The organism is Haematobacter massiliensis, assembly GCF_000740795.1.
Classification (GTDB): domain Bacteria; phylum Pseudomonadota; class Alphaproteobacteria; order Rhodobacterales; family Rhodobacteraceae; genus Haematobacter; species Haematobacter massiliensis.
Window position 1 is genome coordinate 446,540 of the sequence record NZ_JGYG01000002.1, and the last position, 15,412, is coordinate 461,951.

18 protein-coding genes are annotated in these 15,412 nt (G+C 67.1%); 16 read left to right on the top strand and 2 right to left on the bottom strand.

All coding sequences use genetic code 11. From position 1 onward, the window contains the following. Window position 1 precedes the first annotated feature (1 nt). From CN97_RS20545 to CN97_RS05300, 14 genes are all read left to right on the top strand, one after another. Complete coding sequence (locus CN97_RS20545) at window positions 2-157, top strand: hypothetical protein (protein ID WP_156969574.1); 156 nt, start codon at window positions 2-4, stop codon at window positions 155-157. After that, on the top strand, window positions 154-849 hold the full coding sequence (locus tag CN97_RS05240; RefSeq protein ID WP_035708068.1) for an SDR family oxidoreductase: 696 nt from the start codon (window positions 154-156) through the stop codon (window positions 847-849). Before CN97_RS20545 ends, CN97_RS05240 begins: the two co-directional genes overlap by 4 nt. Before the next feature lie 193 nt (window positions 850-1,042). Further along, entirely contained in the window at window positions 1,043-1,831 is a 789-nt protein-coding gene (locus CN97_RS05245; protein WP_035708422.1) for an ABC transporter ATP-binding protein, read from the top strand. Next, entirely contained in the window at window positions 1,815-2,267 is a 453-nt protein-coding gene (locus CN97_RS05250) for a GNAT family N-acetyltransferase (protein ID WP_051910995.1), read from the top strand. The genes CN97_RS05245 and CN97_RS05250 overlap by 17 nt, the downstream gene beginning before the upstream one ends. Continuing rightward, on the top strand, window positions 2,260-3,135 hold the full coding sequence (locus CN97_RS05255; protein ID WP_035708428.1) for an ABC transporter permease: 876 nt from the start codon (window positions 2,260-2,262) through the stop codon (window positions 3,133-3,135). The genes CN97_RS05250 and CN97_RS05255 overlap by 8 nt, the downstream gene beginning before the upstream one ends. Before the next feature lie 148 nt (window positions 3,136-3,283). Then, the gene (locus CN97_RS05260; RefSeq protein ID WP_051910996.1) at window positions 3,284-4,084 is read left to right on the top strand and encodes an ABC transporter permease; all 801 of its coding nucleotides are present in this window, start codon (window positions 3,284-3,286) and stop codon (window positions 4,082-4,084) included. A 94-nt stretch (window positions 4,085-4,178) separates the two neighbouring features. Then, complete coding sequence (locus CN97_RS05265) at window positions 4,179-5,165, top strand: ABC transporter substrate-binding protein (RefSeq protein WP_035708070.1); 987 nt, start codon at window positions 4,179-4,181, stop codon at window positions 5,163-5,165. A 3-nt stretch (window positions 5,166-5,168) separates the two neighbouring features. Continuing rightward, window positions 5,169-5,924, top strand: a complete 756-nt coding sequence (locus tag CN97_RS05270; RefSeq protein WP_035708073.1) for a metallophosphoesterase family protein — start codon at window positions 5,169-5,171, stop codon at window positions 5,922-5,924. A 172-nt stretch (window positions 5,925-6,096) separates the two neighbouring features. Beyond that, complete coding sequence (locus CN97_RS05275; RefSeq protein WP_035708076.1) at window positions 6,097-7,377, top strand: helix-turn-helix transcriptional regulator; 1,281 nt, start codon at window positions 6,097-6,099, stop codon at window positions 7,375-7,377. A gap of 77 nt (window positions 7,378-7,454) precedes the next feature. Continuing rightward, window positions 7,455-7,823, top strand: coding sequence for a response regulator transcription factor (locus CN97_RS05280; protein ID WP_035708081.1), 369 nt, complete (start codon window positions 7,455-7,457; stop codon window positions 7,821-7,823). A 4-nt stretch (window positions 7,824-7,827) separates the two neighbouring features. Further along, window positions 7,828-8,091 (top strand): hypothetical protein, encoded by a 264-nt coding sequence (locus CN97_RS05285; protein WP_035708084.1) that lies wholly within the window; start codon window positions 7,828-7,830, stop codon window positions 8,089-8,091. 103 nt (window positions 8,092-8,194) lie between these two features. Beyond that, window positions 8,195-10,906, top strand: a complete 2,712-nt coding sequence (locus CN97_RS05290) for an ATP-binding protein (RefSeq protein WP_035708433.1) — start codon at window positions 8,195-8,197, stop codon at window positions 10,904-10,906. Between the two features lie 42 nt (window positions 10,907-10,948). After that, a complete protein-coding gene (locus CN97_RS05295; protein WP_051910972.1) occupies window positions 10,949-11,842 on the top strand; it encodes a FliM/FliN family flagellar motor switch protein in 894 nt (297 codons plus the stop codon). Continuing rightward, on the top strand, window positions 11,839-12,051 hold the full coding sequence (locus tag CN97_RS05300; protein ID WP_035708086.1) for a hypothetical protein: 213 nt from the start codon (window positions 11,839-11,841) through the stop codon (window positions 12,049-12,051). The genes CN97_RS05295 and CN97_RS05300 overlap by 4 nt, the downstream gene beginning before the upstream one ends. A gap of 131 nt (window positions 12,052-12,182) precedes the next feature. Here CN97_RS05300 and CN97_RS05305 read toward each other — a convergent pair whose 3' ends face one another. Further along, a complete protein-coding gene (locus CN97_RS05305) occupies window positions 12,183-12,410 on the bottom strand; it encodes a glycine zipper 2TM domain-containing protein (protein ID WP_035708089.1) in 228 nt (75 codons plus the stop codon). A 252-nt stretch (window positions 12,411-12,662) separates the two neighbouring features. Here CN97_RS05305 and murD point away from each other — a divergent pair, with 252 nt between their 5' ends. Then, a complete protein-coding gene (gene murD / locus CN97_RS05310) occupies window positions 12,663-14,066 on the top strand; it encodes a UDP-N-acetylmuramoyl-L-alanine--D-glutamate ligase (RefSeq protein ID WP_035708091.1) in 1,404 nt (467 codons plus the stop codon). 7 nt (window positions 14,067-14,073) lie between these two features. Here the strand turns inward: murD and CN97_RS05315 are convergent, their stop codons facing one another. Continuing rightward, the gene (locus CN97_RS05315) at window positions 14,074-14,274 is read right to left on the bottom strand and encodes a hypothetical protein (protein WP_035708094.1); all 201 of its coding nucleotides are present in this window, start codon (window positions 14,272-14,274) and stop codon (window positions 14,074-14,076) included. A gap of 132 nt (window positions 14,275-14,406) precedes the next feature. Here CN97_RS05315 and CN97_RS05320 point away from each other — a divergent pair, with 132 nt between their 5' ends. Next, window positions 14,407-15,354 carry a hypothetical protein gene (locus tag CN97_RS05320; protein WP_051910973.1) on the top strand — a complete coding sequence of 316 codons (948 nt, stop codon included), beginning with the start codon at window positions 14,407-14,409 and terminating at the stop codon, window positions 15,352-15,354. Window positions 15,355-15,412 lie beyond the last annotated feature (58 nt).

The following is a 15,412-nucleotide window of genomic DNA, read 5'->3' on the forward strand; positions in this document are numbered from 1 at the left end:
CATGACACAACCCTCCCGCAGGCCCTCGCACCTGCCCTCCGCCTACATGAAATCCGCCTGGTGGATTTATCGGCATCCCGTTCGCTCCATGGCGATCGTGGCGGGTTCCATGGCACTGGCCACACTGTTTGGCGCGCGGTTCGGGGGACGGCGATGAAGGTTGCCCTCGTGACGGCGGGCGGATCGGGCATGGGTGCTGCAGCAGCCCGGCGCCTGGCCGAGGACGGTTTCGCGGTCGGTATCCTGTCGTCCTCCGGCAAGGGGGAGGCGCTCGCGGAGGAGCTCGGGGGCCTCGGCATCACGGGTTCCAACCAATCGCAGGACGATATCGGCCGGCTCGTCGATGGCGCCATGGAGCGCTGGGGGCGGATCGACGTGCTGGTGAATTCCGCCGGGCATGGGCCGCGTGCCGATATCCTCGACCTGACGGACCAGGACTGGCACCGGGGAATCGACACCTATTTTCTGAACGCGGTGCGCCCGACGCGGCTGGTCACGCCCATCATGGTGGTGCAGGGCGGCGGCGCGATCATCAACATCTCCACTTTCGCGGCGTTCGAACCCGACCCCGCGTTTCCGACATCGGGCGTGGCACGGGCGGGGCTGGCAGCCTTCACCAAGCTCTTCTCGGACCGCTATGCCCGCGACAATGTCCGGATGAACAACGTTCTGCCCGGTTTCATCGACAGCCTGCCTGAGAAGGAAGCGGCGCGCGCGCGAATCCCGATGGGCCGGTATGGGCATATGGAGGAGATCGCGGCGACCGTGTCCTTCCTTGCTTCTCCCGGGGGCGGCTACATTACCGGACAGAACATCCGCGTGGACGGCGGCATCACGAGGTCCGTATGAACCCAACCGCTTGCCGGGCGTCGGAAAGTCCGGGGCATCGAACCCCGGCCTTTCCGGCTGCCGCGGGATATCGGGCGCGGCATGGGGCCGACCGGGGCCGGGCATGGGCGGTTCAGGCGCGCCATTCGGCCCGAAAGCCCGCGACGCCACCGTGCAGATGGATGACGAAAGCCGGACCGGCGGGCAGACAGCCATGAGGGAGCGGCAGCCCGTGATCGCCGCGGATGGCCTCGGCCTGACCTTCGTCACGGCAGATGGGCCTGTCGTCGCGCTGAAGGATGTGAACCTCACCATCCGGCAGGGAGACTTCGTTTCCTTCATCGGCCCCTCCGGCTGCGGCAAGACGACATTCCTGCGCGCCATCGCGGGGCTGGAGGAGCCGACATCCGGCAGCCTGACCGTCAACGGCATGCCTCCGGACGAGGCGCGGCGGGCGCGCTCCTATGGCTATGTCTTTCAGGCGGCGGGGCTTTATCCCTGGCGCACCATCGCCGCCAATGTCCGACTGCCGCTGGAGATCATGGGTCTTCCGCGCGCGGAGCAGCGGGAGCGTGTGGCGCGTGTCCTCGATATGGTGGAACTCGGCGGTTTCGCGCGGAAGTACCCGTGGCAGCTCTCAGGCGGCATGCAGCAGCGCGCCTCCATCGCCCGAGCGCTGGCCTTCGACGCGGACATCCTGCTGATGGACGAGCCCTTCGGCGCGCTGGATGAGATCGTGCGCGACCGGCTGAACGAACAGCTTCTGGCGCTCTGGGCGCGCACGGGCAAGACGGTGGGCTTCGTCACCCATTCGATCCCGGAGGCGGTCTATCTCTCCACTCACATCGTGGTCATGTCGCCACGCCCCGGGCGGATCACCGATGTGATCGAAAGCCCGCTGCCCCGCCACCGCCCGCTCGACATCCGCGACAGCCAGGAGTTCATCGCCATCGCCCATCGTGTCCGCGAGGGGCTTCGCGCGGGGCATGGCGATGCCGTTTGACCTGCGCCTCGCCACGCCCGCCGACATTCCGGCCTGCGCGGCGCTCCTGCAAGGCTGGCTGGACGCGGAGGAATGGATGCCCCGCCTGCATGACCTGCCGGAGACCGCCGGATGGATGCGGGCGCGGTTGTTCCCGGAAAACGAAGTGATTGTGGCGGGCCAGCCGCCCGCGGGTTTCCTCGCCCTGTCGCCGGAAGGCGTCGTGGTGCAGCTTGTCGTGGCACCCGCGGCGCGGGGCCGGGGGCTGGGCCATGCGCTGATCGCTCACGCCAAGGCGCGCCATCCCGGCGGCCTCACCCTGTGGTGTTTTGAGGCCAACACCCCGGCCCGTGCCTTCTACGCCCGGCAGGGGTTCCGTGAGGTGGCCCGCACGGATGGCGCGGGCAATGAAGAGGGCCTGCCCGACATCCTGCTCCGCTGGGGCCATGATGCGTAGGGCCTCCGCCGCGATCCTGCCGGTCCTCACGGTCGTCCTTGCGATCATCGCGCTCTGGTATCTGGCGGCCATCTGGCTGAACGCCGCCTGGACTTGGGATCAGGCGGCCCGCGCCGGCACCACGCCGGGCCTTCTGGACGTGCTGCGCGACACCATGGCGCAGGACCGCCCGAAGCTGCCCGCGCCGCATCAGGTGGCGGCGGAGCTCTGGAAATCCGTGGCCACCCTGCCGCCCACGTCGAAACGCAGCCTCCTCTACCACGCCTGGATCACGCTTTCCGCCACGCTTCTGGGCTTTGCCATCGGGACAGCGGCGGGCATCGCGCTCGCTATCGGCATCGTCCACTCCCGCGTGATGGACATGAGCGTCATGCCCTGGGCCATCGCCAGCCAGACGATCCCCATCCTCGCCATCGCGCCGATGATCATCGTGGTGCTGAATTCGGTGGGGGTGACAGGGCTGCTCCCGAAGGCGGTGATTGCGGCCTATCTGTCGTTCTTCCCCGTCGTGGTTGGCATGGCCAAGGGGTTGCGAAGCCCCGAGGTATCGGATCTCGACCTCATGCGCACCTATTCGGCCAGCGGTTTGCAGACCTTTCTGAAACTCCGCGTCCCGGCCTCTCTGCCGTGGCTCTTTACCGCGCTGAAGGTGGCGGCGGCCGCGGCCCTCGTCGGCGCGATCGTGGGGGAAATGCCCACTGGTGCGGTCGCGGGGCTGGGGGCGCGGCTGCTCTCCGGTTCCTATTACGGGCAGACCGTGCAGATCTGGACGGCGCTCTTCATGGCAGCCGCGCTGGCTGCGGCTCTTGTGGGGGTGGTGGGGCTTGTGCAGCGGCTGGTGCTGGGAAGCATGGGGCTTGCGAAGTGACTGGCAGCTCTGTCCTCACCAGTCGCGGGCGGCAGCCGGAAAGGCCGGGGTTCGATGCCCCGGCCTTTCCGTGCCCCGACATCCGAAAGGCAGTCGCGTGTCGGGCTGGCTGATCGGTGCACTTCTCTTCTGGCTCGCAGCCTGGGCGATGAACGTCGGTCTGGCGAACGGGCGCTTCGCCCGCCGCCGCTGGGTCAGGGTCGCGGTGCCGCTTCTTTTCGGTGTGACGGTGCTCGTGCTGTGGGAGGGCGTGGTTCGCGGCCTCGGCGTGCCGGGCGCGATCCTGCCTCCGCCCTCCGCTATCGGATTGGCGGTCTGGCGGAACGCGGCTCTGCTCCGGGAGGATTTCGTCCAGACCTTCCTCAAGGGCGCGCTGACCGGCTGGGCCATCGGCTCCGTGGCAGCGCTGCTGACCGCCGTCGCCGTCGACCGCTCCCCCTTTCTTCAGCGCGGTCTGCTGCCGATCGGCAACTTCGTGGCGGCCCTTCCCGTCATCGGTATCGCCCCCATCCTTGTCATGTGGTTCGGGTTCGACTGGCAGTCGAAGGCGGCGGTCGTGGTGGTCATGGTGTTCTTTCCGGTGCTGGTGAACGCCATGGAGGGACTTCGCGCCACGCAGCCCATGCAGCGTGACCTGATGCGGACCTATGGTGCGCGCTATGGCCAGTCGCTGGCCAAGCTGCGCCTTCCTGCAGCGATGCCATTCATCTTCAACGGGTTGAAGATTGCGGCGACGCTGGCTCTCATCGGCGCCATCGTGGCCGAGTTCTTCGGCTCGCCCACACGCGGCATGGGGTTCCGCATCTCCACCGAAGTGGGGCGTCTGCGGCTTGACATGGTCTGGGCGGAGATCGCGGTGGCGGCGGTGGCAGGCACGACCTTCTATGGCCTCATCGCTCTGGCGGAGCGGGCGGTGACCTTCTGGCACCCCGCCCAGCGCGGCGGCTGAGAGGAAGCCTCCGTCATCGCTTCTCAACGATGCCGGAAGGTGCAAAGCTGGAACAGGAAATCGCGGGAAACACCGCGGCAACAGGGAGTTCGACATGAAGAAGATCCTTTTTGCGGCAGCACTGGCCTCTGCGGGCGGCGCAGGGGCCGCGATGGCGGCCGATGCGGTCACGCTTCAGCTGAAATGGGTCACGCAGGCGCAATTCGCGGGCTACTACGTGGCGCTCGATCAGGGTTTCTACGAGGCGGAAGGGCTGGACGTCACCATACGCCCCGGCGGGCCGGACATCGCTCCGGTGCAGGTGCTGCTGGGGGGCGGCGCCGACGTGATGGTGGACTGGATGCCCTCCGCCCTCGCCGCGCGGGAGGCGGGCACGCCGGTCGTCAACATCGCCCAGCCCTACAAGACCTCCGGCATGATGCTGACCTGCCTGAAGGAAAGCGGCGTCGCCACGCCCAAGGACTTTCCCGGCCATACGCTCGGCGTCTGGTTCTTCGGCAACGAATACCCGTTCCTGAGCTGGATGGCGCATCTCGGCATCCCGACTGACGGTTCGCCGCAGGGGGTGACGGTGATGAAGCAGGGCTTCAATGTCGATCCGCTTCTCCAGAAGCAGGCCGCCTGCATCTCCACGATGACCTACAACGAATACTGGCAGGTGATCGACGCCGGTATCACGCCGGAGCAGCTCGTGACCTTCAAATATGAGGATCAGGGCGTCGCCACGCTGGAGGACGGGCTTTACGTGATGGAGGACAAGCTCTCCGACCCGGCTTTCGTGGAGAGGATGGCGAAATTCGTCCGCGCCTCCATGAAGGGTTGGAAATGGGCGGAGGAGAATCCCGACGATGCCGCGATGATCGTGCTCGAATACGATGAAACCGGCGCACAGACCGACTCGCACCAGAAGCGCATGATGACGGAAGTGGCAAAGCTCACAGCCGGCTCCAACGGTGCGCTCGATCCCGCGGATTACGAGCGGACGGTCAAGACGCTGCTGGGTGGCGGCTCCGATCCGGTGATCTCCAAGGAGCCGGTCGGCGCCTGGACGCATGCCGTGACAGACAAGGCTTTGAACTGAGCCATGCGCCGCCGCCTCGCCGCCATTGCGGATATCCACGGCAACAGCGCCGCGCTGGAGGCGGTTCTGGCTGATATCGCCGCGCTGGGCGTGGAAGAGGTGCTCAATCTTGGCGATTGCCTCTCCGGGCCGCTCGACCCGGCGGGAACGGCCCGGCGGCTCATGGCGCTCGACCTGCCGACCGTGCGGGGCAACCATGACCGCTGGCTGGCGGAGCGACGGACGGGGTCCAGCTGGGAGGATGTCACCGCGCCGCTCATTGATGAGGAGACGCGGGTATGGCTCGGCGGTCTGCCGCCATGCCGGGTGGTGGATGGCGTGTTCCTCTGCCACGCCACCCCCGGCGATGACCTGACCTACTGGCTGCATCGGGTGGCGGGCGAGGGCGTGATGCGCCCCGCGACGCTGGAGGAGGCGGAGGCGCCTGCGCATGGGCTGACGGAGCGGTTGCTGCTCTGCGGGCATACGCATCTTTCCCGCGCGGTCCGGCTGTCGGACGGACGGCTCGTGGTCAATCCCGGCAGCGTGGGCTGTCCGGGCTATGCCGACGACACGCCCCTGCCGCACCGGGTGGAGGCAGGGGTTCCCCATGCCTCCTATGCGGTGCTTGAGGAGGGCGCGCAGGGCTGGCACGTCAATTTCAGGCTCATCCCCTATGATGCGGCGGAAATGATCGCCCGCGCGAAAGAGCAGGGGTTCGACGATTGGGTAAGCCTGCTCTCCACCGGCTTTCTGCCGCCGGATCGGGCGCTGCCGTGATGTGATCCGCGCCGCTTGCGACCCTGCTCTGCGGCGCGTCACCTGTGGGGGGCGCCGCCCTGCTGCGCGTCCTGTCGGGCAGGCGCTCGGACAGAGTGTTCGGAGGGTGCTTGTCACTCTGCCGTCCGCCGCGCATCCTGCTGGGCGGGGCCGGATTTCGGGGGGGGACGGAATGGCGCGACGGTCATTGCTCGGCAGCCGCATCCGGGAGCGGCGGGGGCTGCTCGGCCTGCGACAGGCGGAGCTTGCACGGGCTGCGGGGGTGTCGGCCTCCTATCTCAACCTCATCGAACATAATCGCCGCAGGGTGAGCGAGGACTTGCTGGACCGTATCGCCCATGCCCTCGGCACGGAGACGGCGGCGTTGAGCGAGGGGGGTGAGGCCCGCGTGATCGACGGCCTGCGTCTGGCCGCCGCCGGTGGGGCGGCGCGCGAGACGGAGCTTGACCGTCTGGAGGAATTCGCAGGCCGCTTTCCCGGTTGGGCAGGTCTTCTCGCCGCACAGGCACGACAGGTGCAGGGGCTGGAACGGGCGGTGGAGACGCTGACCGACCGTCTCGCCCATGACCCTTACCTTTCCACCGCGCTGCATGAGGTTCTTTCCGCCATTACCTCCATCCGCACGACGGCGGAGATCCTTGCGGAGACGGACGACATAGACCCGGCATGGCGCGCAAGGTTCCACGGCAATCTGCGAAGCGATTCCGAACGGCTGGCCCATGCGGCTGAAGCCCTGGTCGATTACCTCGACAACGTGCCGGAGGAGCGGATGGGCCTCGCTTCTCCGCAGGAGGAGGTGGAGAACTGGCTGGAGGGGCGCGGCTATCACTTTCCCTTGCTCGAGGGGAGCGAAGAACCCGCACGGCTTCTGACGGAGGCGCGGGATCTGGCGGGGGCTTCTGCCTCCGCGCGGCTTCTGGCGGAGCGGCATCTGGAGCGCTACCGGGAGGATGCACGCCTCATGCCGGAACAGCCGTTCCGCGCCCTGTGGGCCGAAGCGCCTGACCCGACCCGCCTTGCCGCCCGGTTCGGTGTGCCGACGACAGCGGTTCTGCGGCGCGCGGGGGCGCTGCTGGAAAAGGTGGGTTTCGTGCTGTGCGACGCGTCCGGCACACTGAGCTTCCGCCGGCCGCTGCCTGATTTTCCGCTGCCCCGCTTCGGGGCGGGCTGCCCGCTCTGGCCGATCTACCGGGCCTTGTCGCGCCCCGGCGAACCGATCAGCGCGCGGGTGGAGATGGCAGGCCGCTCGCCGCGGATCTTCCGTGTATGGGCAGCGGCGGAGCGGCGCTGGCCCGACGGTTTCGCGGCGGGAGAGGTGGTGGAGGCGGCGATGCTGCTTCTCCCGGACGAGGGAAGCGGACCGCCCCTGCCGGTGGGCACCGGCTGCCGCGTCTGCCCGCGCGCCTTCTGCATCGCACGGCGAGAGCCGTCGATCCTGACCCAGCTCACCTGATCGGGAATTTTGACAGGCCCTCGCCCTTCCGCGATAGTCGCAGACAAGCAAGCCGCGACCGGGGAGGGGCGCACGCCATGCGGAGAGACGTGCTTCTCATCGAGGACGAGCCCCATATCGCCGAGGCAATCCGCTATATCCTTGCCCGCGACGGTTGGGAGGTCGCCGCTCATGCGGACGGAGCGAGCGCGATGGCCGCGATCCATTCCTGCAACCCGCTGCTCGTCATTCTTGATGTGATGCTTCCCGGACGCTCCGGCTTCGACATCCTGAAGGACATGCGCGACGATCCGGCGACGCGCGCCATCCCGGTTCTCATGCTCACGGCGCGAAGCCAGCTGAAGGATCGGGAACTGGCGGAGCGGCTCGGGGCGAGCCGCTTCGTGGCCAAGCCCTTCTCCAATGCCGACATGCTTGCCGCCGTGCGCGATCTGGCGGGAGGATAGATCAATGGCGCGCGGTCCGCAGCCGGTGTTCCTTGCGCGTCAGACCTACCGGATGCGGCGGGTGGTGGATGCGGCGCGGGTGTTGCCCGCTCTGGGCCTGATGCTGTTTCTGCTCCCCCTTCTATGGGAGGAGGCATCGCTGGCGGCTGTCGGGCTTTACGTCTTTGCCGTGTGGCTGCTGCTGATCGTGGCGGCCCTCGCCATGTCCCGCCGCCTCGCACGGCTGACGGGCGGCGAGGGGGAGCCGACCGAAGGCCACGAGCCATGACGCCTGCCTTGCCGTACAGCGGGAGCCGGGGCGAGGTCTCCGTCAGGGTCGTGACGCTCCGAACCCCGGCGGTCCGAACCCCGGCGGGAGGAGCGGCGGCGTGATTCCGTTCAAACTCCTGCTGCTTGTCTGCCTGGCGTATGTGGTCTTTTTGTTCCTCGTCGCGTTCTGGGCGGAGCGGCAGGCGCAGGCCGGGCGGCTCCGGCTGCTGCGCTCGCCGCTCGTCTACACCCTGTCGCTGTCCATCTACTGCACCGCCTGGACGTTTTACGGCGCGGTGGGCTATGCCGCGCGCTCGGGGCTGGAGTTCGCGACCATCTATCTGGGGCCGACGCTGGTGTTTGCCGGATGGTGGCTTCTTCTCCGCAAGCTCGTGCGGATCGGGCGGCAGCAGCGGGTGACCTCCATCGCGGATCTCGTCTCCGCCCGCTACGGGAAGTCGAGCCGGGTCGCGGTCATGGTCACGCTGATCTCCGTCGCCGCCGCCACGCCCTATATCGCGCTGCAACTGCGATCCGTCACGCTGTCCTTCGGGGTCTTTGCCGCGGATGTGCCGGAGGAGTGGACGGCCTCCGGCTCCGGCACGGCGCTCTGGGTGGCGGTGGGGCTGGCCTTCTTCACCATCCTGTTCGGCACGCGCAAGATCGCCGCGAACGAACAGAACCACGGGGTTGTCGGCGCCATCGCGGTGGAGGCGGTGGTGAAACTGGTGGCGCTGATCGCTGTCGGTATCTGGGTGGTATGGTTCGTGGCGGCGGGGCCTGTCGACATGTATCGCCGCATCGAAACCTCACCGATTGCCGCCAGCACGCTGGTCCCGAGCCGCTGGGCGGGGCTGACGCTGCTGTCAGGGGCGGCGATCTTCACGCTGCCGCGCATGTTTCAGGTGCTGGTGGTGGAGAACACCAACGAGCGCTACCTGGCCACGGCGGGCTGGGCGTTTCCGCTCTACCTGATCGGGATGAGCCTGTTCATCGTGCCCATCGCGGTGATCGGACTGGAACACATGCCCGCAGGTTCCAATCCCGACCTGTTCGTCCTGACACTGCCGCTGGCCTTCGACAAGGGATGGCTTGCCATGCTGGCGTTCCTGGGCGGTTTCTCCTCCGCCACGTCCATGGTCATCGTCGCGGCAATCGCGCTCGCCACAATGGTGTCCAACCATATCGTGACGCCGCTCTGGCTGCGCATCCGGCCGGGCGTGAGCGAAGATCTGCGGGGCGTTGTCCTTACCGCGCGGCGGCTGTCGATCCTTGGCGTGCTTGCCCTCGGCTATGTCTACTACCGCATGATGAACGAGGCAGCCGCCCTCTCCGAAATCGGCCTTATCTCGTTCGTCGGTGCCGCGCAGGTGCTGCCCGCGCTTGTGGGCGGGCTTTGCTGGCGGGGCGCCACGCGATCGGGGGCCATGGCGGGGCTTCTTATCGGGGCGGCGCTCTGGGCCTATTGCCTGCTCCTGCCCACATTGGCGCCGGGCTGGGCCGCCGGGCTTCTGACTGCCGGACCCTTCGGCTTCGGATGGCTCCGGCCCACGCATCTGCTGGGAATGGATACTCTGGACCCGCTGCTGCACGCGCTCTTCTGGTCCATGCTGCTCAACACGCTGGCCTATATCGTGGTGTCGCTCCTGACTTTCCCCACGCCGATAGAGCGTCTTCAGGGCGTTCAGTTCGTCAATGCGTTTGAAGCGGATGCGACCCCTGGCGGATGGCGGCGGAGCGGGGCGGAGGCGGAGGAGCTTCTCGTCCTCGCCCAGCGGATTCTCGGACGCGACGATGCGCAGGACCTGTTCTCCAGGGAGGCGGCGGCGCAGGGACAGTCGAGCCTCCTGCCGGAGACGACGCCGGAATTCCTTGGCCGGCTGGAGCGGCGTCTCGCCGGTTCGGTGGGGGCGGCCACGGCTCACGCAATGCTCGCGCAGCTTGCCGGGCGGGCATTGGTGACGGTGGAGGATCTCATGGCGGTGGCCAATGAAACCGCACAGATCATGGAATACTCCAGCCAGCTCGAAACCAAGTCGGAGGAACTCGCGCGCACCGCCCGCCAGCTTCGCGCCGCCAACGAAAAGCTGACGGCCCTCTCCGTCCAGAAGGATGCGTTTCTGGGTCAGATAAGCCATGAGCTTCGCACGCCGATGACCTCCATCCGGGCATTCTCGCAGATACTGGCGGAGGAGGGCGACCTGCCGCCCGAGCGTCAGCGGCATTATGCAGGGATCATGGCCGCCGAATCCGCGCGGCTGACCCGGCTGCTTGACGATCTCCTTGATCTCTCGGTTCTGGAGCATGGCGAGGTGCAGCTCGATCTTCAAAAGGTCCGGCTGGGCGATCTGATCGATACCGCTCTCGCCGCGGCGCAGGCCGGCGGGGAAGGGCCGCGTCTCCGGCTCAACCGCGATCCGGCAGGCGAAGGGACGGAGATCGTCACCGATCCCGGTCGGCTCACCCAGGTGTTCATCAACCTGATCTCCAATGCGCGGAAATACTGCGATGCGGCAGTTCCCACGCTGCGGATCGAGGTGACGCCCCTGCCGCGCGGGCGGCTCGCCATCGACTTCATCGATAACGGCCAGGGCATCGCGCCGCGTCATCGTACGCTGGTCTTCGAGAAATTCTACAGGGTGACCGACGGAAATCGTGCGGGAGGTGCGGGGCTCGGACTCGCCATCTCGCGGGAGGTCATGGAGAGGCTGGGGGGCAAACTCTCCTACCTCCCCGGCCAGTCGGGGGCGGCTTTTCGGGTGATGCTGCCACGCCGTGGCCCCGTGGTGTTGCCGATCCGGTCTGAAAGCGGGCGTCGCATAAACCTTCCATAAAGCTGTTTCTGCCAGGGTGCAGGGGTGACGAAGGGATGCGTGATGGCGACAGGCGATTCGGTACTGCGGCGCAAGGCGTCCGTGCGCGCGGCAAGAAAGGCGGCTCCTCCTACGCCTGAGCGGGCGGCCCGGCTTGCACTGCTCCGTGCCGCCCGGAAGGTGCCGGGCCTCGATGCGGTGGTGGAGAATGTGGAGGATGGCCGCCATGGGCTGACGGAACTCTTGGATGCTTTGCCCTCACCGGCCTTCTTCGGTCTGCTTCCCGGCCCGGAGGAGGCGCTGGGCCTTGCCGCGCTGAGCTTTCCCGGGCTCGCCTCGGTGGTAGAGGCAAGGATGACGGGCCGCCTCGCTGCGGGTGATCCGCAGATACGACGGCCGACGGCGACGGATGCCGTGCTGACGGCGGAGTTCATCGACAGTCTCATCGGCGAAATCGCGGAGCTGCCGGTTGGGGCCGGGCTGCGCGACATGGCGGGCTTTCGTTACGGCTCCTATCTCGATGATCCCCGGCCGCTTGACCTGATGATGGAGGACCGGACGTATCGCACGCTCCGGCTCACATTGTCCTTCGGCTTTGGTCTGCGCCGTGCGGTGCTCCTGCTGGCCATCCCGGAGATGGAACGTGCCCGGCTGGATACCGTGCCAGCGCTGCCGCAACCCATGCTCGCCGCGGACGAATGGTCGCGACGGCTGGAAGCGCAGGTCTATGGCGCGGCGCTGCGCTTCGACGTGAGGCTGGCTCGGTTGACGCTGCCGCTCGGGGAGGCGACGAGCCTCCGGCCGGGAATGGTGTTGCCGCTGGACGGCGCCTCGATTGAGGCGGTCCGCCTCATCGGTTCCGATGGGCGCGACATAGCGGAGGGGCGGCTTGGGCAGATGCAGGGGCGGCGTGCGCTGCGCCTGTCCGGGCCACCCCTGGGAGCGGAGAAGGCATGAGGCTGCTTGCTCTGATTCTTCTCTGCGGCGCCTGTGCGCGGACACCGGCGACCCCGCCGGAAGTCGTTATCCGCGATGCCGCAGAACGTTGTGAGGATCTGGGCTTCCTGCGCGGGTCTTCCGATGAAGCAAGCTGTGTTCAGCGAATTTTTGCGCGGGAAGCTGCTGCGCGAGAGGCCGCTCTGCAACGCGAACTCGGCAGGTTCTGACATTCGCGAAAATCCAGCGTCCGGCATTTGCCTGCGTCGCCACGGAAGATGCGGTCTGCGCAACGATCTGCCCTGATGCAAAGGAGGCGGCTGATCGCCGCCTCCCTGAAAGTCTTGCCGTTCGCTTCAGCTCAGCGACACGCGACGGATTGGCCGCCCATGGCGCCAGCCGCGCCGCCGGCCGCGGTCATGATGGTGCGGCCGCTGCCGCCGCCGAAGGCATTGCCCGCTGCCGCACCCAGCGCTGCGCCGCCCACGGTGCCAATACCGCATTCCAGCTGGCGCTGCTGATGCGGTGTCGGATTGCAGGCTGCGGCGAGGGCAAGCGCGGAGAATGCAAGGACGAGACGGTATTTCATGAGGAATCCCCTGACTGCGATTTCCTGTAACCTACCCAAATGATGGAGAGACACAAGCAGGGCGAGTGATGGCTCGCGCAGAGTTGCTATCACAGCCCCCTCCCGATGGCGCGGGATGGCAGCACGCCGCGCCGTCCGCACATAAGGTGCATCTTGCCGTGGCATCCGCCAAATCCGCACGGTAATCGGAGAGGACAACGAAGCCGTCGTCCGTGATACAGGGCGGCGCACAAGAAGCAGGAGAGGCGGGACATGATACCGGTCAGGGGTGTTGAGGGACAGCGCGTTGCGGTTCTGGGGCTGGGCCGGTCGGGTCTCGCAACAGCGCGGGCCTTGATAGCGGGCGGCGCGGAGCCGCTGTTGTGGGACGACAGCCCGGAATCGCGCACCCGCGCCGAGGCTGAGGGGTTTTCCCTTCACGACCTGACACGCGATGGCGCCTGGAAAGGTGTTTCGGTGTTGGTGGTGAGCCCCGGTATCCCGCATCTCTACCCGCAACCCAACCGAATCATCCTTCAGGCGATGACCGAAGGTGTGCCGGTCGATAACGATATCGGCCTGTTCTTCCGCTCCTGGGGGGACGCGGAGTGGGCGCGCTACGATCAACCGCCGCGCGTCATCGCAGTCACCGGCTCCAACGGCAAATCCACAACCACGGCGCTTATCCACCATATCCTGACCGTCGCCGGCCGGCCTACACAGATGGCGGGCAACATCGGTCGTGGCGTTCTGGACATGGAGCCTCCGATGGACGGCGAGGTGGTCGTGCTGGAGCTGTCTTCCTATCAGACGGAGCTTGCGCGCGCGCTCACGCCAGACATAGCCGTGTTCACCAACCTGTCGCCCGATCACCTGGACCGGCATGGCGGCATGGGCGGTTATTTTGCCGCGAAGCGCCGACTGTTCGCAGAGGGCGGCCCGGATCGCGCTGTCATCGGCATCGACGAGACGGAGGGATTGTTCCTCGCGAACCAGCTGTCGCAGGGGCCAGCGGATGATCGCGTCATCCGCATCTCCATCGCCCGGAAGCTGGAGGGGGAAGGGTGGAGCGTCTTTGCCCGCCGCGGTTTCCTATCGGAATGGCGCAAGGGTCGTCAGGTCGCCGCCATCGACCTGCGCAAGGTCAGGGGCTTGCCGGGCGCGCACAATCATCAGAATGCCTGCGCGGCCTATGCGGCGACGCGCACCCTCGGCATCGCGCCGCGCGTGATCGAGCAGGCATTCCTGAGCTTCGAGGGGCTGCCTCACCGCAGCCAGATCGTTGCGGAGCGCGCGGGCGTGACCTTTGTCAACGATTCCAAGGCGACCAACGTGGATTCAGCGGCCAAGGCCCTGGCCGCCTTTCCGCGTATCCGCTGGATTGCGGGCGGGCTCGGCAAGGAAGGCGGCATCGCGACGCTGAAGCCCCTGCTCGGGTCGGTGGTGAAGGCCTATCTCATCGGCCACTCCGCCCGGGATTTCGCGCTCCAGATCGGCGAGACACCGCACGAAATCTGCGAAACACTCGACCAGGCCGTTGCCCGTGCCGCCGAGGAGGCGGGGGCAGGCGAGACCGTTCTGCTCGCCCCTGCCGCCGCGAGCTTCGATCAATATCCGAACTTCGAGAAACGCGGAGAGCATTTCATGGAACTGGTCCGCGCCCTGCCCCCTGCATGACCCCGGCTCAGATGTCCTTCTCGCCGGTTGCGATCTTGCAGTTCCACTTGGCGATCCGCCATTTGGGATGGCTGTCCACCCAGGCGGCGAGCTGCGGTTGCGCGCTCATCATGCAGGTGAGCGGCGAGATTTCGGTAAACAGCAGGCTCTTCTTTTCGCAAAGGGCCGGTGCAGCGGTCAGACAGGCGATGAAAGCGAGTTCGATCATGGCGGGCCTCCGGTTTGGACTTGGGCCTCCCTCTGCAAACGTTGCGGCGAATCGGGTGTTCCAGGCCATTCGTATTTTCTGCGATGCAGCAGTCGACGTGACGTTGCTGCATCCCCGGCGGGCCTGATTGCCGTGGAAACGATCATCCATGCGGATTGGAGCGTCACTTCGCAAAAACGGTGGCAGGCCCGCGGTACGCGGGAGGCTGGGGTCTGGACGCTTCACCCCCCGGTAAAGGGGCTGGACGTCGCCGACCTGCTGCGCAGCGCGCGCGAGGGCCGCCTGATTGCGGGTTTCGATTTTCCCATCGGTGTACCGGCCTTCTACGGCTGGCAAACGGGGTTTCGCGATTTCCCGACGCTGCTCGACGCGCTGGGGCAGGGCGATTGGGGCGACTTCGCGTGTGTCGCAGCGGAAAGCGACGAGATTTCCGTGACGCGTCCCTTCTATCCGCAGCGGCCTGGCGGGCGGCGGCAGCAGGATCTCATCCGCGCGTTGGGTGCGGAGCGGATGGATGACCTGCGCCGGTGCTGTGACCGGGCAACTGCTGAACGGCCCGCCGCACCGCTTTTCTGGACGCTGGGCGCCAATCAGGTCGGCAAGGCGGCGCTCGACGGCTGGATGCGGGTCATCCTGCCCGCGCGCCGGGCGGGAGCGGCGCTTTGGCCCTTCGATTGCGGCACGGAGGCTCTGGAGCGGCCCTTCATCCTCGCGGAAACCTATCCCGCTGAGGCGATGCGTCGTCTCAAATTCCTGCCGGAGCGCCGATTCAGCAAGCGTCGGCAGGCCGACCGGGCCGCCGTGGCGGTCCGCGTCCTCGCCTGGGCCGAGCGTCTGGGTGCCAGGCTCGCGCCCGAGCTTGTCAGTGCGCTCACCCAAGGTTTCGGCGCGGACAGGGTCGCGGAGGATCGCTTCGATGCCGTCGTCGGGCTGTGCGGCATGATCGACCTGGTGGAGCGCAAGGGCAGGGCGGAGGTGCCTGCTCTGGACGACGTTCATCTGTGGGAAGGATGGATCTTTGGAAGAAGCCTGTCGCTCGCGCCTGCTCACACAGGTGTGGCGGGGGAGCAGGTGTATTGATGCTGGCGCGAAACCCCGGTTTCGGCTAGGTTACCGCATCAGACTCGGGAAAACCGGG